The following is a 16,514-nucleotide window of genomic DNA, read 5'->3' on the forward strand; positions in this document are numbered from 1 at the left end:
GTTTCGGGGGCTTTCGCGCTCGTAGTACTTAGCTCAGCGACGCCGGCGGCAGGAAGCGGTCGCCGTACTTGGCGGCCAGTTCCTTGGCCCGGGCCACGAAGGCTTGCTTGCCGATACCACCCGCGCCCTGGTAACCGACGATGAACTGCGCGCTACCACCGGTGTACGGCGGGAAGCCGATGCCCATGATCGACCCGATGTTGGCGTCGGCGGTCGACGTCAGCACGCCCTCGTCCAGGCACTTCTGCGTCTCCAGCGCCTCGGCGAACAGCATGCGATCGATCATGTCCTGCAACGGAATTTCCGCGCTGCCGGACTTGAACGTCTCGCGCAGGCCCGGCCACAGCCGGGTCCGCTTGCCGTCGACGTACTCGTAGAAGCCGGCGCCCTTCAGCCGCGACGGGCGTTCGAGTTCGATCATCTTCTCGACGACGGCCTCGGCCGGGTGCGGCTCGTAGGTGCCGCCCGCGTCTTCGACGCCCTTGCGGGTGGCGGTCGCGATCTTGTGCATCAGCTCCAGGTTGAGCTCGTCGGACAGCTGCAGCGGCGGGGCCGGGTAGCCGGCCTGCGACCCGGCGTGCTCGACGCTCGCCGGCTCCACGCCCTCGCCCAGCATCGCCAGCGCCTCGTTGACGAACGTGCCGATGACGCGGCTGGTGAAGAAGCCGCGGCTGTCGTTGACCACGATCGGGGTCTTGCCGATGGCCAGCGTGTAGTCGAACACGCGGGCCAGCGCCTCGTCAGAGGTCTTCTCGCCCTTGATGATTTCCACCAGCGGCATCTTGTCGACCGGCGAGAAGAAGTGGATCCCGATGAAGTCCTCTTGGCGCTTCACGCCGGTCGCCAGACCGGTGATCGGCAGCGTCGAGGTGTTGGAACCCAGGAGCGCGTTGGGCTCGACGACGTCCTCGATCTCCTGGAACACCTTGTGCTTGAGTTCCTGGTTCTCGAACACGGCCTCGATCACGAAGTCGACGCCCTTGAAGTCGGCCGGGTCGGCGGCCGGCGTGATCCGGTCCAGCAGCGCCTTGCTCTTCTCCTCGGTGGTCTTGCCACGCTGAAGTGCCTTGGCCTCAAGCTTTTCCGAGTAGGCCTTACCCTTCTGGGCGGCCTCGATGCTGACGTCCTTGAGCACCACCTCGTACCCGGCCTTGGCCGACACGTAGGCGATGCCGGCGCCCATCATGCCCGCGCCCAGCACGCCGATCTTGTTGATCTTGACCGGCTCGATGCCGTCCGGACGGGAACCGCCGCCGTTGATGTGCTGCAGGTCGAAGAAGAACGCCTGGATCATGTTCTTGGCGACCTGGCCGGTGACCAGCTGGGTGAAGTAGCGGCTCTCGATGCGGCTGGCGGTGTCGAAGTCCACCTGCGCGCCCTCGACGGCCGCGTCCAGGATGGCCCGCGGCGCCGGCATCGGCGCGCCCTTGAGCTGCTTCTTGAGCAGCGCCGGGAACGACGGCAGGATGCCGGCCAGCGCGGGGCTGGCCGGGGTGCCGCCGGGCATCTTGTAACCCTTTTTGTCCCAGGGCTGTTCGTGCGAGTCGGGGTTGGCCTTGATCCACGCCTTGGCGGCGGGCACCAGTTCCTCGACCGAGCCGACCAGCTCGTCGACGAGGCCGATTTCCTTGGCCTTGTCCGGCTTGAAGCGGGTGCCCTGCGACAGGATGTTCATGAACGCGTTCTGGATGCCGAACATCCGCACGGTGCGGGTCACGCCGCCACCGCCGGGCAGCAGGCCCAGCGTGACCTCGGGCAGGCCGACGACCAGGCCCTTGACGTCCGCGGCGATGCGGTGATGACAGGCCAGCGCGATCTCCAGGCCACCGCCGAGTGCGGCGCCGTTGATGGCCGCGACCACCGGCTTGCCCAGGGTCTCCAGCGCGCGCAAGTCACGCTTGACCGACTCGACCGTGTCGAACGCCTCGCCGGCGTTCTCCGGGCCGAGGTTGATCATGCCCTTGAGGTCGCCGCCGGCGAAGAAGGTCTTCTTCGCGCTGGTGATGACCACGCCGGTGATCGAATCCTTCTCGGCGGCAAGGCGTTCCACAGCGTTGTGCATCGACTCCGCGTAGTGCTCGTTCATCACGTTGGCCGACCCGGTGGGGTCGTCCAGGGTCAGCGTGACGATGCCGTCGGCGTCCTTATCCCACTGAATGGTGTTCTCTGCCATGGTCTTAAACCCTCTCGATGATGGTGGCGACACCCATGCCGCCGCCGATGCACAGCGTGACCAGGGCGCGACGCGCGTTGCGGCGCTCCAGCTCGTCGACCATGGTGCCGGTGATCATGGCGCCGGTGGCGCCCAGCGGGTGGCCCATCGCGATGGCGCCGCCGTTGACGTTGAGCTTCTCGTCCGGGATGTGCAGGTCCTTCTGGAACTTCAGCACGACGGAGGCGAAGGCCTCGTTGAGCTCGAACAGGTCGATGTCGTCGACCGTCAGGCCGGCGCGGTCGAGCACCTTCTGGGTGGCCGGGGTCGGGCCGGTCAGCATGATGACCGGGTCGGAGCCGCTGGTGGCGGTGGCCACGATGCGCGCCCGCGGGGTCAGCCCCTGCGACTTGCCCGCGGCTTCCGAGCCGACCAGCACCAGCGCGGCGCCGTCGACGATGCCGGAGCTGTTGCCGCCGGTGTGCACGTGGTTGATCTTCTCGACGTAGTGGTACTTGGTCAGCGCCACGTCGTCGAAGCCGCCCATCTCGCCGATGCCGTCGAATGCGGTCTTCAGCTTGCCCAGCCCCTCCAGGGTGGTGTCGGGCCGCATGTGCTCGTCGTGGTCGAGGATGACCAATCCGTTCTGGTCGCGCACCGGCACGACCGACTTAGCGAAGTAGCCGCCCGACCACGCCGCAGCCGCCTTCTCCTGCGAGCGCAGCGCGTAGCGGTCGACGTCCTCGCGGGAGAAGCCCTCGATGGTCGCGATCAGGTCGGCGCCGATGCCCTGGGGCACGAAGCCGATCTGGTAGTTGGTCTCGGGGTCGGTCGCCCAGGCGCCGCCGTCGGAGCCCATCGGGACGCGGCTCATCGACTCGACACCGCCGGCCAGCACCAGGTCGTCCCAGCCGGAGCGCACCTTCTGCGCGGCGGTGTTGACGGCCTCCAGGCCGGACGCGCAGAACCGGTTGAGCTGCACGCCGCCGGTGGTCTCGGGCAGGCCGGCGGCCAGCACCGCGGTGCGGGCGATGTCACCGCCCTGGTCACCGACCGGGGACACGACGCCCAGGATCATGTCGCTGATCAGGTTCTCGTCCAGGTCGGGGAATCGCCGACGGAGCTCGTCAACCAGGCCCACGACCAGGTTGAGCGGCTTCACCTCGTTCAGCGAACCGTTGCGCTGCTTGCCCCGCGGGGTGCGGATGGCCTCATAGATAAAAGCTTCTTCGGACATACGACTTCCTGTTCTCCGAATTGGGTTCGAATCCGTCTTCAAGACGAATCCGTCTTCAAGACTAGGTCCCGCGCCAGCCTAACAGGGGCCCCGGCCAACCTGTTGGTTGGGCAAGATCGCGCAGCTCAAGGGCACCCTGTGACGGACACCACGCGCTCGGTTGGTGGGGGACGCCCGTCCCGGGCGAGCGTGAAACTACCTTCACGCTCGGCGACGAGTGTGCACCTCACTTCACATTGGGCTGGCGACACGTCGTGGCACTCGCCGCGGCACGCCCCGCCTAAGCTCGACCACCATGACGGTGTCGCGACTGCGCCCCTACGCGACGACGGTATTCGCCGAGATGTCGGCGCTGGCCGCGCGCATCGGAGCGGTGAACCTCGGCCAGGGGTTCCCGGACGAGGACGGGCCCCCGGCCATGCTGAAGGCCGCCCAGGAGGCCATCGCCGACGGCGTCAACCAGTACCCGCCGGGCATCGGCATCGCACCGCTGCGCCACGCCATCGCCGCCCAGCGGCAGCGCCGCTACGGCATCGAATACGACCCCGACACCGAGGTGCTGGTGACGGTCGGGGCGACCGAAGCGATCGCGTCCGCGGTGATCGGCCTGATCGAACCCGGCTCCGAGGTCCTGCTCATCGAGCCGTTCTACGACTCCTACTCGCCGGTGGTGGCGATGGCCTCCGCGCAGCGGGTGGCCGTGCCGCTGGTCCCCCACGGCCGCGGCTTCGCCCTGGACGCCGATGCCCTGCGCCGGGCGGTAACGCCACGGACCCGCGCGCTGATCGTCAACTCCCCGCACAACCCGACGGGCACGGTGCTGAGCGCCGAGGAGTTGGCGGCCATCGCCGAGGTCGCGATCGCGGCCGACCTGCTGGTGATCACCGATGAGGTCTACGAGCACCTGGTGTTCGACGGGCGGCGACATGTGCCGCTGGCCGGCTTCGACGGCATGGCCGAGCGGACGATCACCATCTCCAGCGCGGCCAAGATGTTCAACTGCACCGGATGGAAGATCGGATGGGCTTGCGGCCCAGCAGAACTCATCGCCGGGATGCGCGCGGCCAAACAGTATCTGAGCTACGTCGGCGGTGCGCCGTTCCAGCCGGCGGTGGCCTTGGCCCTGGAGACGCAGGACGCGTGGGTGGCCGGTCTGCGCGCCACTTTGCAGGCCAGACGCGACCGTCTGGCCGCCGGGCTGATCGACGTCGGGTTCGAGGTGCACGACAGCGCCGGCACCTACTTCCTCTGCGCCGATCCGCGTCCGCTGGGATACGACGACAGCGGCGAGTTCTGCGCGGCGCTACCGGAAAAGGTTGGCGTGGCCGCGATCCCGATGTCGGCGTTCTGCGACCCGGCCGCAACGCGCGGCCCTGCCGACGTGTGGAATCACCTGGTGCGCTTCACCTTCTGTAAACGCGACGACACCCTCGACGAGGCGATCAAGCGGCTGGCCGCCCTGAAAGATGCCGGCTAGCCCGCCATCCCCATCACACGCTTGCGCAGGCCCTCCAGCGCGGCGTGCAGGATTTTCTTGCGGGCCCGGGCGATCCAGAACTCCGGGAGCGGCGCCCACGGTTCGACGGTGATGGTGAAGCGCACCCTGGTCTTGTCGACGCCCAGCCGGCTCAGGTTGTACTCGCCGTGCTGACCGTGCTGCTGCGCCGTCTTCTGAGCGTCCCACACCATCCAGTCTGGGCCCCAATGGTATTCGAGCAATTCCGTGTCGTGAATGCCGGTCACCGAGATCGTGACCTTCACATGGTGGGGGCGCCCGTCGGGATGCTTGTCGACGACCTCGACCCGCTTGTGGACCGACGACCACGAGGGCACCGCATCCATATCGGCGAGCGCCTCCATGATGACTTCCGGAGGCGCGTCGATGACGATTTCCGACGATGCTTGAACGGCCACTACTACTAAGTTAACGCCAGCGCAGTCACCGGCGAAGGCTATTCCGGCCCGGGGGAACCCGTAGGGCGTGCCACCAAGTCGCGCAACCCCTTCATCGAGGCGTCGAGAGCGCTCTCGGCGGCCCGCCGCACGATGAACGCCGGCATGGGCCGGCCGGGTTCGACGGTGATGTCGAAGCGCACCCGGGTCCGGTCGATCCCTTCGGGTTTGAGGGTGTACTCGACGTGCTGCCCGTGCTGCTGGGAGGTCCCCTTGGCGTCATAGACAACCCAATCGGGACCCCAGTGATATTCCAGGACCTCTTTGTCGACCAGCCCGAGAATCTTGATGGTGGTCTTGACGTGGTGGGGCCGGCCGTCGGGATAACGGTCGATCACTTCGATGTGTTTGTGCAACGGCGACCACGATGAGAGGACGCCGACATCTGTCAGCGCCTCCATCACCACTTCTGGCGGCGCGTTGACAACGAATTCCCGTGATGCTTTTACGGCCACTGAAGATCAACTTAGCAACGCCGACCCCGGTACGGACGGATTCGGCGTAAAGAGTTTCCTACCAGTTGATTTCGTTGAGTGGCGTGGCCGAAACCGGCGGCCTTGCGACCGGTCCGGCCGGGGTCCGCGAAAAGCGCGGGGCGGGTGCGGCCTGGTCGGCGCCGTGGGCGGTGATCACCGTGGATCGCGCCCGCAAGTGATCGTCGACGGCGGCCTCGCTCCACGTCAGCACCGCGGTGACGCACGCGTCGGTGCCGGCGAACGTCTGTGCCCATTCGTCGCGAGTGCGGCCGGCGAACCGCTGGGCGAAGATCTCGCGCATCCGCGGGTAGCACGCTCTGTCGTGTTGGGCGGGCACGTCGTCGGGTGACAGGCCGAGTCCGTCGAGCAACGCGGCGAAGAATTGTGGCTCGATGGCGCCGACGGCGACGTACTTACCGTCGGCGGTCTCGTAGCAGCCGTAGAACGGGGCGCCACCGTCGAGCAGAAACGACTCGCGCCGGTCGCGCAGTGCCCCAGTGGACTTCATGGTCCACATGACCTGGGCCAGCAGGCTGACACCGTCGACCATCGCCGCGTCGATCACCTGGCCGGTGCCCGAGCGTTCGCGCTCGTAGAGGGCGACCGCGATGCCGATCACCACCAGCATCGAGCCGCCGCCGAAATCGGCGACCAGGTTCAGCGGCGGCATCGGCGGCCGGTCGGCGTAGCCCAGCGCCGACAGCGCACCGGTCTGCGCCAGATAGTTGATGTCATGACCGGCGGTCGGCGCCAGCGGCCCGTCCTGTCCCCAGCCGGTCATCCGCGCGTAGATCAGCCGCGGGTTGGCCAACGCGCAGTCGTCTGGTCCGATGCCCAGTCGCTCGCAGGTCCCGGGTCGAAAGCAGTCCAGCAGCACGTCGGCCTTGGCGGCCAGGCCGAGCAGCTCCTGCGGCCGCGCCTTGACGTCCAGGTCGACGATTCGCTTGCCGCGGTGCAGCAGGTCGCGATCCTCGGCCGGCATGGTGAGCCCGCCCGCCGGGCGCCGCACCCGCACCACGTCGGCACCCAGATCGGCGAGCAGCATTCCCGCGTGCGGCCCGGGTCCGATGCCGCCGAGTTCGATGACTCGCACCCCGGCCAGCGGCCCGCCACCGCTCACCGCGGCTACTTGCCCTCCTTGACCCGGAGCACCCGCTCGCGCAGCGCCTTGGTCGCCGAGTCGATCGTTCCCTTCACGGCGCGCTTGAGCACGAAGCCGGGTAGCGGCACGTTCGGGTCGGCGAGAAGCTCGAACTTGACCAGGGTCCCGTCGCCTTGCGGCACCAGGGTGTACTTCCCGTCCTGCGCCTTCTGCTGCGAGGAGCTGACCAGCTTCCAGCTCACCACGTTGTCGCCCCACGTGTAGGCGATCACCTGTTCGTCCGTGATCCCGGCGACCTTGACCTTCATCTTCACTTGGCGGGGGCGCCCGTCGTCGCCGGTGTCGAGGATCTCCGCGCTCTGATGCGGCTCCGACCATTCGGGCATCGCTTCGAAGTCGGCGATGACGTCCAAAATCTCCTCCGGACTGGCTTCGATGACGATGTCGCGGGATTCTTTGAGTGCCATGGCCCGCACGATACTGGCCTGCCGTCTCACCCGGAACCGATTGGACCGAGCGTACCGTCGTGCCTGTGACTGATGCCGCGACCGAGCCCGCATACACCGTCGGTGACTACCTGTTGGACCGTCTCGCCGAGCTCGGCGTCTCGGAGATCTTCGGCGTTCCCGGTGATTACAACCTGGAATTCCTCGACCACATCATCGCCCACCCCAGCATTCGCTGGGTCGGCAACGCCAACGAGCTGAACGCCGGCTACGCCGCCGACGGGTACGGGCGGCTGCGCGGAATGTCGGCATTGGTAACGACTTTCGGTGTCGGCGAGCTCTCCGCGTCCAATGCGGTCGCTGGTAGCTACGCCGAGCAGGTACCCGTCGTGCACATCGTGGGCGGCCCGTCCAAAGATGCCCAGGGCACCAGGCGGGCGCTGCACCATTCGCTCGGCGACGGGGACTTCGAGCACTTCTTCCGCATTAGCCGCGAAATCACTTGCGCCCAAGCTAATCTCATGCCCGCGACGGCCCGCCGCGAGATCGACCGGGTGCTGTCCGAGGTGCGCGAGCAGAAGCGCCCCGGCTACATCCTGCTGTCCACCGACGTGGCCCGCTTTCCCACCGAGCCGCCCGACGCGCCGCTGCCCCGCTACCCCGGTGGCACCAGTCCCCGCGCCCTGGCGATGTTCGTCGAAGCCGCGACCGAACTCATCGGCGGCCACCAGATCACCGTGCTCGCCGACCTGCTGGTGCACCGGCTGCAGGCGATCAAGGAACTCGAGGCGTTGCTGGCCGCCGACGTGGTGCCGCACGCCACGTTGATGTGGGGCAAGAGTCTGCTCGACGAGAGTTCGCCCAATTTCCTGGGCATCTACGCCGGCTCCGCGAGCGCGCCTGCGGTGCGCACCGCGATCGAAGAGGCACCCGTGTTGGTCACCGCCGGAGTGGTGTTCACCGACATGGTCAGCGGCTTCTTCAGCCAGCGCATCGACCCGGCCCGCACCATCGACGTCGGCCAGTATCAGAGCAGTGTGGCCGGAGAAGTCTTCGCGCCGTTGGAGATGGGTGCCGCGCTCGAGGCGCTGGCCACCATCCTGGTCCGGCGCGGAATCTCGTCGCCGCCGGTGGTGTCGCCGCCGGCCGAACCATTGCCGCCGCCCCCGCCGCGCGACCAGCCGCTCACCCAGAAGATGTTGTGGGACCGCCTGTGCGTGGCCCTCACACCGGGCAACGTGGTGCTTGCAGACCAGGGCACCTCCTTCTACGGCATGGCCGACCATCGGCTGCCGCACGGAGTGACCTTCATCGGTCAACCACTATGGGGCTCAATCGGTTACACGCTGCCCGCCGCGCTCGGGGCGGCGGTGGCACATCCGGACCGCAGGACGGTGTTGCTCATCGGGGACGGCGCCGCGCAACTGACCGTCCAAGAGCTCGGCGCCTTCTCGCGCGAGGGCCTGTCCCCCGTCATCGTGGTGGTCAACAACGACGGCTACACCATCGAGCGGGCGATCCACGGAGAGACGGCGCCGTACAACGACATCGTGAGCTGGAAGTGGACGGACCTTCCCAACGCGCTGGGCGTCACCGACCACCTGGCGTTCCGGGTCCAGACCTACGGCGAGCTCGACGACGCCCTGACCGCCGCCGCGGAGCAGCAAGACCGCATGGTGTTGGTCGAGGTGATGTTGCCGCGGCTCGAAATCCCCAACCTGCTCGTCGACCTCGTCCAACCGACGTCACCGGACGGCAGCCCGCGACGGTGAAGATTTAGCGCGAGTTCGGCGTTCGATCCTCGCTGGAAGAGCGCAGGATGGCCTGCACCGTCCGCCGGCAGCGGCCGCAGTCGGCGCCCGCTCCGCACGCCTGGGCGACTTCCTTCGTGGTCGACGCCCCGCACGAAACGGCCTCGGTCACGGTTTGACTGGTGACTCCATTGCACAGGCACACGAACAACGGCGAATCCTCAGTCCGCCTCGATGCGCATCATGTCGAAGATTCGGCCGACGAACAACGGCGGGTAGGCACCGATTCCGGCCCCGGACATCCACTGCGCCGCGGCATCGGGGTGGTCGATCCACTCCCGCGCGCTTTCTTCGTCGGGGAACTCCTGCAAGATCAGCACTTCGTGGTCGTCGTCGAAAGCCTGGAATACCCACGTCTTCCGGATGCCGGCCGTGGTGAATCGGTCTATCGCCGTGCTGACCTCGGAGGTCAGCAGGGAGACGTCGTTGACGGACGCGATGGCGGCCACGACGACGCCCGGTGCCGCCGGGGTGTTCGGTGGCTGCGCGATGAACCTGTCGACGATCTCGCCGGCGAAGACGGCGGGAATGTCTTCGACGCCGGCCTCGTCGAACCAATCGAAGAAGACGCGGGAGCGCAGCAGCTCCACGATCGGCTCACGGCTGTGGACGCCGATCATCACCAGTACCCGACCGTGGTCGCGGGTCGAGGTGTAGACCAGCACGTGGTGCGCGCCGATATCGGCGAGGGCGGCCTTGTTGCGTTTCAGCAGCGGCCATACCCGGGTGGGATCGGGCACGCGGTAGTCCGACGCGATCACCATCGAGTGAATATCGCCGTTGTTCATCGGAGTTGGTCCTTCATCACTTTCCCCGTCGCGTTGAGTGGGAGTGAATTGAGGAACTCTACCGTGCGCGGCACCTTGAATCCGGCCATGCGGTCGCGACACCAGCCGATCAATTCGTCGGCGCTGACGTCGCCTTTGCGGACCACGAACGCTTTTCCGACCTGACCCATCCGTTCGTCAGGGACGCCGATGACGGCCGCCTGCGCGACGGCCGGGTGGTTGAGCAGGAAGCCCTCGATCTCGGCCGGGTAGGCGTTGAAGCCACCGACGATGAACATGTCCTTTTTCCGGCCGACGATGCGCAGTCGCCCGGTCCCGGTGAAGTCGCCCAGATCTCCGGTGTGCAGCCAGCCATCGTCGTCGATCGCCTGGGCGGTGGCCTCCGGTTCGTCGAGATAGCCCTTCATGACCCCGTAGCCGCGGACCAGCACCTCGCCGTCGTCGGCGATGCGCACCTCGACCCCGTCGCACGGCACGCCCGCGGTGGTGGCGACATCCTCGAAGGAATCGCCGGGCAGCGAGAGGGTGACGTTGCCGGCCTCGGTGAGCCCGTAGCCCGTCATCAACGTCTGGAACGGCAGTTCGTCGTGGATCCGACGGACCAGCTCGACGGGGATGTCGGCGGCGCCGGTCACTCCCGCGCGCAACGACGACAGCCCGGACTTGTCCTGCACCGTCAGCAACGAGTGATACAGCGTCGGAGGTCCGGGCAGCATCGTGATGCGTTCGCGTTCAATGAGATCCACTACCGTGTCGACGTCGAACACCGCGACGGGCAGCATCGTGGCACCGCGCAGGAAAGACGTGACCAGACCCGCCTTCAGCCCGAAGGTGTGGAAGTACGGGTTGATCTGCAAATAGCGGTCACCCTCGCGCAGGTCCGCGAGCGTCGCCCACTCCTCATACATGCGCAGCGTTTGACCGTGACTCAGCATCGCCCCCTTGGGGCGACCGGTCGTGCCCGACGTGAAGATGATGTCCGAGGTATCGGTGCCGCTCACCGGTCGCTCGAATGGTGAACCGCTGGACAGAAAGTCGGACTTCAGGTCGATAACCGGCACGCCGGCGGGAGCGGTGTAATCCTGGCCCAGAAAGCCCTTCTGGACCAGGACGGCCTTCACCTTGCTGCGCACGATGATGTCGCCGGCCTCTTCGGTCTTGAACCGGGTGTTGACCGGGACGAGCACGCCACCAGCGGTGAGCAACCCGAACGCCGCGACGATCCACTCGGCCGAATTGGGCGCCCAGATCGCGACCCGGTCACCCTTGTCGACACCGAGGTCGGCGAAGGCGCCTGCGGCGCAACGGATCCGCTCGACCACCTGCCTGAAAGTCAAGCGCAGCGGACCGTCCACGACTGCTTCGGCGTCGCCGAACCGGTCCGCCGCGCTCAAGACCATCTCGGGGATGGTCTCCCAGCTCATGTCGTGACGAGCCGACCGAGGTTGCCGCCCATGATCTTTGCCTGATCCTCAACGGACAGGTGCGACAGCGCGTTGACGTAGAACGTCGGCTCCGCCAACCCTTCCGGGTGCGGCCAGTCCGAGCCGTACAGCACACGGTCGACACCGACGAGGTTGACCAGATCGTCGATGCCGTCTTCGAAGAACGGGCTCACGTGGATCCGGTTCTTGACCATCTCGACGGGGTCGCTCGGGAAGGCTTCCGGGGCCTTCCGGAAAACCTCGGCCAGGCCGTCCAGCAGCGGGGTCATCCACTTCGAACCGGCCTCGACGATCGCGACCTTCAGCTTCGGGTGGCGATACAACGCGCCGTGGATCACCCACGACCCCACCGAGTCCTGGATCGGCCGCCACTCGTTGAGGATGCCCATCGCATTGGTTTGGAACGGCAGCATCTCCTGGTCGGCACCGTCCCATTCGGAGGTGTACCGGGAATAGCCGCTGTCACTCGAGTGCATGCCGACCAGCACGTCGTGCTCGACGACCCGCTCCCAGAACGGGTCGAACTCGGGCACCGCGAACGACCGCGGACCACGGAAGCCGGGCACCGGCGCCGGGCGGACCAGGATGGCACGGGCACCACGCTTGACCGCCCACTCCAACTCCTCGATCGCCTTCTCAACGATCGGCAAGGTGATGACCGGCGTGGTGAAGATGCGGTTCTGGTAGTTGAAGCCCCACACCTCATCGAGCCACTCGTTGAGCGCGTGGACCAGGACGTGGATGGCCAGCGGGTCGTCGCGCAGCCGCTCCTCGAGCAGGCTGGCCAGCGTCGGGAACATCAGGGTGCGCTCCAGGCCCAGCTCGTTCATCTTCTCCAGGCGCGGCCCGGGCTCGAAGAACGCCGGGATTGCGCGCATCGGCTCACCGAACAGCTCGCGCTTGCTCTTGCCGTCCGGATTGCCGAACTTGAAGTACTCCTCCCAAGCACCCGGCCGGGCGACGACCTCGAAGGTCGGGTTGGGAATGTAGTTGCTGATCTGGCCGCGGATCGCGATCTTGGTGCGCCCGTTGATCTGCACGTACTGGACGTAGTCCTTGTACTCCTTGGGCAAGAACTTTGTCAGCGCCTCCGGCGGTTCGTAGAGATGGTTATCCGCGTCAAAGATTGGAAACGGGACGTCTTCCCGGTGCGACAACTGCCCCATGAAATCCTCCTTCTTGATTTGTGAGAATACTATTCTCTACGGGTGCCCAATCGCAACGTGGCCCCGCCGACGCCCGGTTCGACGTCGTCAGCACGACACAAAGATCTTGTACGTGGCGTCAGCCGGTTCACCGGGTTTGTCGGTTCGGTAGCCGTTGGCGGTGCCGGAGACGGTGAATTTGTCGCCCGTCATGCTCATGTCCGCACTGCCGCCGTCGCCCCGCGAGTACATGCCGCTGAAGCCACCTAGGTTTTGGATGTGTACCGACTCGACCGTCGCCGGTTGCGCGCTCTCGTCTATGACGAGTTTGGCGCCGGCAAAATTGCCGCCGATTTCGATCGTCCGGCTCCACTCCCGCTGGCTGCACTTCACGATGTGGAAATTTCGGTCGTTGCCGTTCACGGTGACCGACGCCGTGCTGGCGAGCTGGTTGGGTGGCCGCGACGTGCACGCCCCAACCAAAGCAACGGTCAGGACCGCAGCGGCGGCCACGATTCGGTTCTGCATCGAGTCACCTCCATCCTCGCTGACGAAAGTTCTTTAGCCTGCAGCGATGATGTTATTCTCGCGAAAAGAGAATGCCAATATCGGGTTCCTGCGAGGAGCGATTACAGACATGGTGGACCTGGAGATCGACGACGGGTTGGCGGTGGTCACCATCGACCGCCCACACGCGCGCAACGCCATCGGTCTGGACACCATGGACCAGCTCGAGAAAGCGCTCGACGCGGCAGCCGACGCGCAGGCGCTGGTGATCAAGGGTGCCGGAGACAAAGCTTTCGTCTCCGGCGGCGACCTCAAGGAATTGAGCGCGCTGCGGACCGAGGCGGACGCCGCCGCCATGGCCCGGCGGATGCGGTCCATCTGTGATCAACTGGCGGACTTCCCCGCCCCGGTCATCGCGGCACTCAACGGCCACGCGTTCGGCGGCGGGGCCGAAGTCGCCGTCGCCGCCGACATCCGGGTGGCCGCCGACGACATCAAGATCGCCTTCAACCAGGTGCAGCTCGAGATCATGCCGGCCTGGGGCGGTGCCGAGCGGCTGGCCGCGCTGGTCGGGAAGAGCAGGGCGCTGCTGTTGGCCGGTTCGGGAACCGCCCTCACCGCCGTCGATGCCGAACGCATCGGCCTGGTGGATCAGGTCGTACCCCGCGGCGTGTTCGACTCGCCCGACCAGGGATGGCGAGCCGTCGCGCGATCGCTGGCACACCAGCCTGCGGCCGCGATAAAGCGGGTAATCCGCGGAGTTTCTCCCGAGGAGGCGATAGCATCCTTCGCACGGTTATGGGTTGCCGACCCGCACTGGCAGGCCGCAGAACGGGTCATGAACCGCAACGCCAAACCGCGCCCGGCAGCCGGAGGAGCGTCATGACCACGATGAAGACAGTGATGGGCGTCAGTTCCATCGTGTCGTTGGCTTCGCTATTGGCAGCAGCGGGTCTGCTGGTGGGAAGCGGACGGGCACATGCCGACGACCCGGTCATGCATCACGTCAAATACACCGTCACCGCGCAGAATCCGATTTATACGAGCATCTACTACCTGGACCATCAGCCGGAAAAATTTTCTGACTACAGCCACAACCCCTACTCGTTCACACCACACGTCGACATCGACCTCGCCCCGGGCAAGCCATGGGGCTTCGACCTCGACATGTCGGACCCCGAGCATTACGCGATGGTCGTGGCGAGCACGGGTACGGAGCCCGGCACGCCGGGACTTCACTGTGAGTTGGCGGTAGACGGCGCCGTCGTCGTATCCAAGGACGGTCCCAAAGGCGTGCTCTGCTCGCTGCGGAACTGGTGAACCAGCCAGGTCTCCGGCACGCCCTCGATCGGCTGCGGTTCGCCTTCCAGGCGCCGCAAGTAGTTCTCGACCAACTCCACCGTTTCGGCATGGCCTGCGGACATACCGATCGCCTGCTCGAGCACCAGAAAGCGCGACAGGCTGCTCATCAGCACCGTCCACACCACCGGAGCGATCTCGATGTCCTGCCCTTCGTCTTGGATTCTGGACCCGTAGCGCTCCAGCGCGGTCGTCACCGCTTGGCGCTGCTCTTCGCGAAAACGCTCGGCGTAATAAGCGATTTCGGCCCGCATGTCCTTGCGATGATTGGCCAGGGCCATGAATTCCATGGAGATCCGGGTGAACGCGGGATCGGTGCCGAATCGCCACAGCGCCCACAGCGGCTGTGGCAACTTCAGCATTTGCACGTGCGCCTCGAGCGCCTCTTCGGCCCGACGTCGAAAGACTTCCAGGAACAGCTCTTCCATGGTGCGGAAGTAGTAGTGCACCAGTTGGGGCTTCAGCCCCGCCTTGTTCGCGAGGCGCCGCGAGGTCACCGCGGCATAGCCCTCTTCGAGCATCAGCTGCTCGGCGGCATCGAGCAACAAGACGCGGTTTTTCGCGTCCGGCGCCCCGATTCTGCGGGCCGATGTCATGTCCCTGCTCCGTACTGTCTGCCGTGCCTTGCCGACCACCCGGATCGTATCTTGACGCGGCGTTGCGACCTTGACCCTGACATTACCGCCATGCTAAGCAGGTGCTCAGCACATTTCCGATCTCGAAATCGGGCGGCGCTGTCTCTTGCCGCCGAACACCACCGGTAAACCCAGCCCAGGGAGACGCAATCCGATGAGCACCTTCGACTCGATCGACTTCTTCACCGATCCGTCACTGGTCCCAGATCCGCACCCGTACTTCGACTACCTGCGCAGTCAGAACCCGGTGCTGCGCCTACCGCACTACGGCGTCGTCGCGGTCACCGGTTACGACGAAGCCTGCGAGATCTACAAGGACCCGGACACCTTCTCCAACATCGTCGCCCTCGGCGGACCCTTCCCGCCGCTCCCGTTCACGCCCGAAGGCGACGACATCAGCCCGCAGATCGATGCGCACCGCAGCTCCTTCCCCATGTTCGAGCACATGGTCACTATGGATCCTCCGGACCACACCAAGGCCCGATCGGTGCTCGCCAAGCTGCTGACCCCGAGCCGGCTGAAGCAGAACGAGGAGTTCATGTGGCGCCTCGCCGACCGCCAGCTCGACGAGTTCCTCGGCATCGGTGAGTGCGAGTTCATCGCCGAATATTCAAAGCCGTTCGCCACCTTGGTGATCGCCGACCTGCTCGGCGTGCCGGAAGAAGACCACAAGGAGTTCCGCTCTGTCTTGGGCGCCGACCGGCCCGGCGCGCGGGTGGGCGCGCTGGACCACGAGTCCGTCGGCATCAACCCGCTCGAGTGGCTCGACGACAAGTTCTGTCACTACATCGAGGATCGGCGCCGCGAACCCCGCGGCGACGTGCTGACCTTCCTGGCGGAAGCGAAGTACCCGGACGGCTCGACACCCCCGGTGATCGAGGTCGTCCGCTCGGCGACATTCCTCTTCGCCGCCGGACAGGAGACCACGGCCAAGCTGCTCAGCGCCGCCCTGCAGGTTCTGGGCGACCGGCCCGACATCCAGCAACAGTTGCGTGACGACCGCAGCCTGATACCCGGGTTCATCGAGGAATCGCTACGGATGGACAGCCCCGTCAAGAGCGACTCGCGGCTGGCACGCAAGGCAACCACCATCGGCGGCGTCGACATCCCCGCCGGCACCGTGGTGATGATCCTGCCGGGCGCGGCCAACCGCGACCCCCGGCGCTTCGAAAACCCACACGAGTTCGATCTGCGCCGCAAGAACGTCCGCGAGCACATGGCGTTCGCCCGCGGCGTGCACTCCTGCCCTGGCGGCCCGCTCGCCCGCGTCGAGGGCCGCGTCTCGATCGAGCGGATCCTGGACCGGATGCCACACATCGAGATCAACGAAGCCCATCACGGGCCGGCCGCCGAACGCCGCTACACCTACGAGCCGACCTACATCCTGCGCGGCCTGAGCGAACTGCACCTGTCGTTCACCACCGCGGACGCGATCGCGCCGGTGGCCTAAGGCTTTTC

General features: G+C 66.3%; 17 protein-coding genes. 5 read left to right on the forward strand and 12 right to left on the reverse strand.

The window, feature by feature from the left end; all coding sequences use genetic code 11:
- Window positions 1-28: 28 nt before the first annotated feature.
- Window positions 29-2,173, reverse strand: a complete 2,145-nt coding sequence (locus tag ACZYVJ_RS10310) for a 3-hydroxyacyl-CoA dehydrogenase NAD-binding domain-containing protein (RefSeq protein ID WP_463830908.1) — start codon at window positions 2,171-2,173, stop codon at window positions 29-31.
- A 4-nt stretch (window positions 2,174-2,177) separates the two neighbouring features.
- A complete protein-coding gene (locus ACZYVJ_RS10315) occupies window positions 2,178-3,389 on the reverse strand; it encodes an acetyl-CoA C-acetyltransferase (RefSeq protein ID WP_463830909.1) in 1,212 nt (403 codons plus the stop codon).
- A 295-nt stretch (window positions 3,390-3,684) separates the two neighbouring features.
- Between ACZYVJ_RS10315 and ACZYVJ_RS10320 the strand changes: the two genes are divergently transcribed.
- The gene (locus tag ACZYVJ_RS10320) at window positions 3,685-4,866 is read left to right on the forward strand and encodes a pyridoxal phosphate-dependent aminotransferase (protein ID WP_463830910.1); all 1,182 of its coding nucleotides are present in this window, start codon (window positions 3,685-3,687) and stop codon (window positions 4,864-4,866) included.
- Here the strand turns inward: ACZYVJ_RS10320 and ACZYVJ_RS10325 are convergent.
- Genes ACZYVJ_RS10325 through ACZYVJ_RS10340 form a run of 4 tightly spaced genes read right to left on the reverse strand, consistent with a single transcriptional unit; the run spans window position 4,863 to window position 7,387 of the window.
- Window positions 4,863-5,303 (reverse strand): SRPBCC family protein, encoded by a 441-nt coding sequence (locus ACZYVJ_RS10325; RefSeq protein ID WP_463830911.1) that lies wholly within the window; start codon window positions 5,301-5,303, stop codon window positions 4,863-4,865. The genes ACZYVJ_RS10320 and ACZYVJ_RS10325 overlap by 4 nt on opposite strands.
- A 38-nt stretch (window positions 5,304-5,341) precedes the next feature.
- On the reverse strand, window positions 5,342-5,797 hold the full coding sequence (locus ACZYVJ_RS10330) for an SRPBCC family protein (protein ID WP_463830912.1): 456 nt from the start codon (window positions 5,795-5,797) through the stop codon (window positions 5,342-5,344).
- A 58-nt stretch (window positions 5,798-5,855) separates the two neighbouring features.
- Window positions 5,856-6,938: a CaiB/BaiF CoA transferase family protein gene (locus tag ACZYVJ_RS10335; RefSeq protein WP_463830913.1), complete on the reverse strand. Its 1,083-nt coding sequence runs from the start codon at window positions 6,936-6,938 to the stop codon at window positions 5,856-5,858.
- A 5-nt stretch (window positions 6,939-6,943) separates the two neighbouring features.
- A complete protein-coding gene (locus tag ACZYVJ_RS10340) occupies window positions 6,944-7,387 on the reverse strand; it encodes an SRPBCC family protein (RefSeq protein ID WP_463830914.1) in 444 nt (147 codons plus the stop codon).
- A gap of 65 nt (window positions 7,388-7,452) precedes the next feature.
- On the opposite strand from ACZYVJ_RS10340, the gene ACZYVJ_RS10345 reads away from it, so the two are divergent.
- Complete coding sequence (locus tag ACZYVJ_RS10345; RefSeq protein ID WP_463830915.1) at window positions 7,453-9,138, forward strand: alpha-keto acid decarboxylase family protein; 1,686 nt, start codon at window positions 7,453-7,455, stop codon at window positions 9,136-9,138.
- 4 nt (window positions 9,139-9,142) lie between these two features.
- Here ACZYVJ_RS10345 and ACZYVJ_RS10350 read toward each other — a convergent pair whose 3' ends face one another.
- The 5 genes from ACZYVJ_RS10350 to ACZYVJ_RS10370 form a co-directional block, all read right to left on the reverse strand.
- Entirely contained in the window at window positions 9,143-9,328 is a 186-nt protein-coding gene (locus ACZYVJ_RS10350) for a (2Fe-2S)-binding protein (protein ID WP_463830916.1), read from the reverse strand.
- Window positions 9,329-9,338: 10 nt separating this feature from the next.
- Window positions 9,339-9,965 carry a fatty-acid--CoA ligase gene (locus ACZYVJ_RS10355; RefSeq protein ID WP_463830917.1) on the reverse strand — a complete coding sequence of 209 codons (627 nt, stop codon included), beginning with the start codon at window positions 9,963-9,965 and terminating at the stop codon, window positions 9,339-9,341.
- A complete protein-coding gene (locus ACZYVJ_RS10360) occupies window positions 9,962-11,389 on the reverse strand; it encodes a FadD3 family acyl-CoA ligase (RefSeq protein ID WP_463830918.1) in 1,428 nt (475 codons plus the stop codon). Before ACZYVJ_RS10360 ends, ACZYVJ_RS10355 begins: the two co-directional genes overlap by 4 nt.
- The gene (locus ACZYVJ_RS10365; RefSeq protein WP_463830919.1) at window positions 11,386-12,576 is read right to left on the reverse strand and encodes an amidohydrolase family protein; all 1,191 of its coding nucleotides are present in this window, start codon (window positions 12,574-12,576) and stop codon (window positions 11,386-11,388) included. Before ACZYVJ_RS10365 ends, ACZYVJ_RS10360 begins: the two co-directional genes overlap by 4 nt.
- Before the next feature lie 87 nt (window positions 12,577-12,663).
- The gene (locus tag ACZYVJ_RS10370) at window positions 12,664-13,083 is read right to left on the reverse strand and encodes a lipoprotein LpqH (RefSeq protein ID WP_463830920.1); all 420 of its coding nucleotides are present in this window, start codon (window positions 13,081-13,083) and stop codon (window positions 12,664-12,666) included.
- A gap of 109 nt (window positions 13,084-13,192) precedes the next feature.
- Here ACZYVJ_RS10370 and ACZYVJ_RS10375 point away from each other — a divergent pair, with 109 nt between their 5' ends.
- Window positions 13,193-13,948 (forward strand): enoyl-CoA hydratase/isomerase family protein, encoded by a 756-nt coding sequence (locus ACZYVJ_RS10375; RefSeq protein ID WP_463830921.1) that lies wholly within the window; start codon window positions 13,193-13,195, stop codon window positions 13,946-13,948.
- A gap of 68 nt (window positions 13,949-14,016) precedes the next feature.
- Complete coding sequence (locus ACZYVJ_RS10380; protein WP_463832935.1) at window positions 14,017-14,382, forward strand: hypothetical protein; 366 nt, start codon at window positions 14,017-14,019, stop codon at window positions 14,380-14,382.
- Here the strand turns inward: ACZYVJ_RS10380 and ACZYVJ_RS10385 are convergent.
- Window positions 14,298-15,017: a TetR/AcrR family transcriptional regulator gene (locus tag ACZYVJ_RS10385; RefSeq protein WP_463830922.1), complete on the reverse strand. Its 720-nt coding sequence runs from the start codon at window positions 15,015-15,017 to the stop codon at window positions 14,298-14,300. The genes ACZYVJ_RS10380 and ACZYVJ_RS10385 overlap by 85 nt on opposite strands.
- A 193-nt stretch (window positions 15,018-15,210) precedes the next feature.
- Between ACZYVJ_RS10385 and ACZYVJ_RS10390 the strand changes: the two genes are divergently transcribed.
- Window positions 15,211-16,506: a cytochrome P450 gene (locus tag ACZYVJ_RS10390; protein WP_463830923.1), complete on the forward strand. Its 1,296-nt coding sequence runs from the start codon at window positions 15,211-15,213 to the stop codon at window positions 16,504-16,506.
- Window positions 16,507-16,514 lie beyond the last annotated feature (8 nt).

Source organism: Mycobacterium sp. IDUB_3 (genome assembly GCF_055419585.1).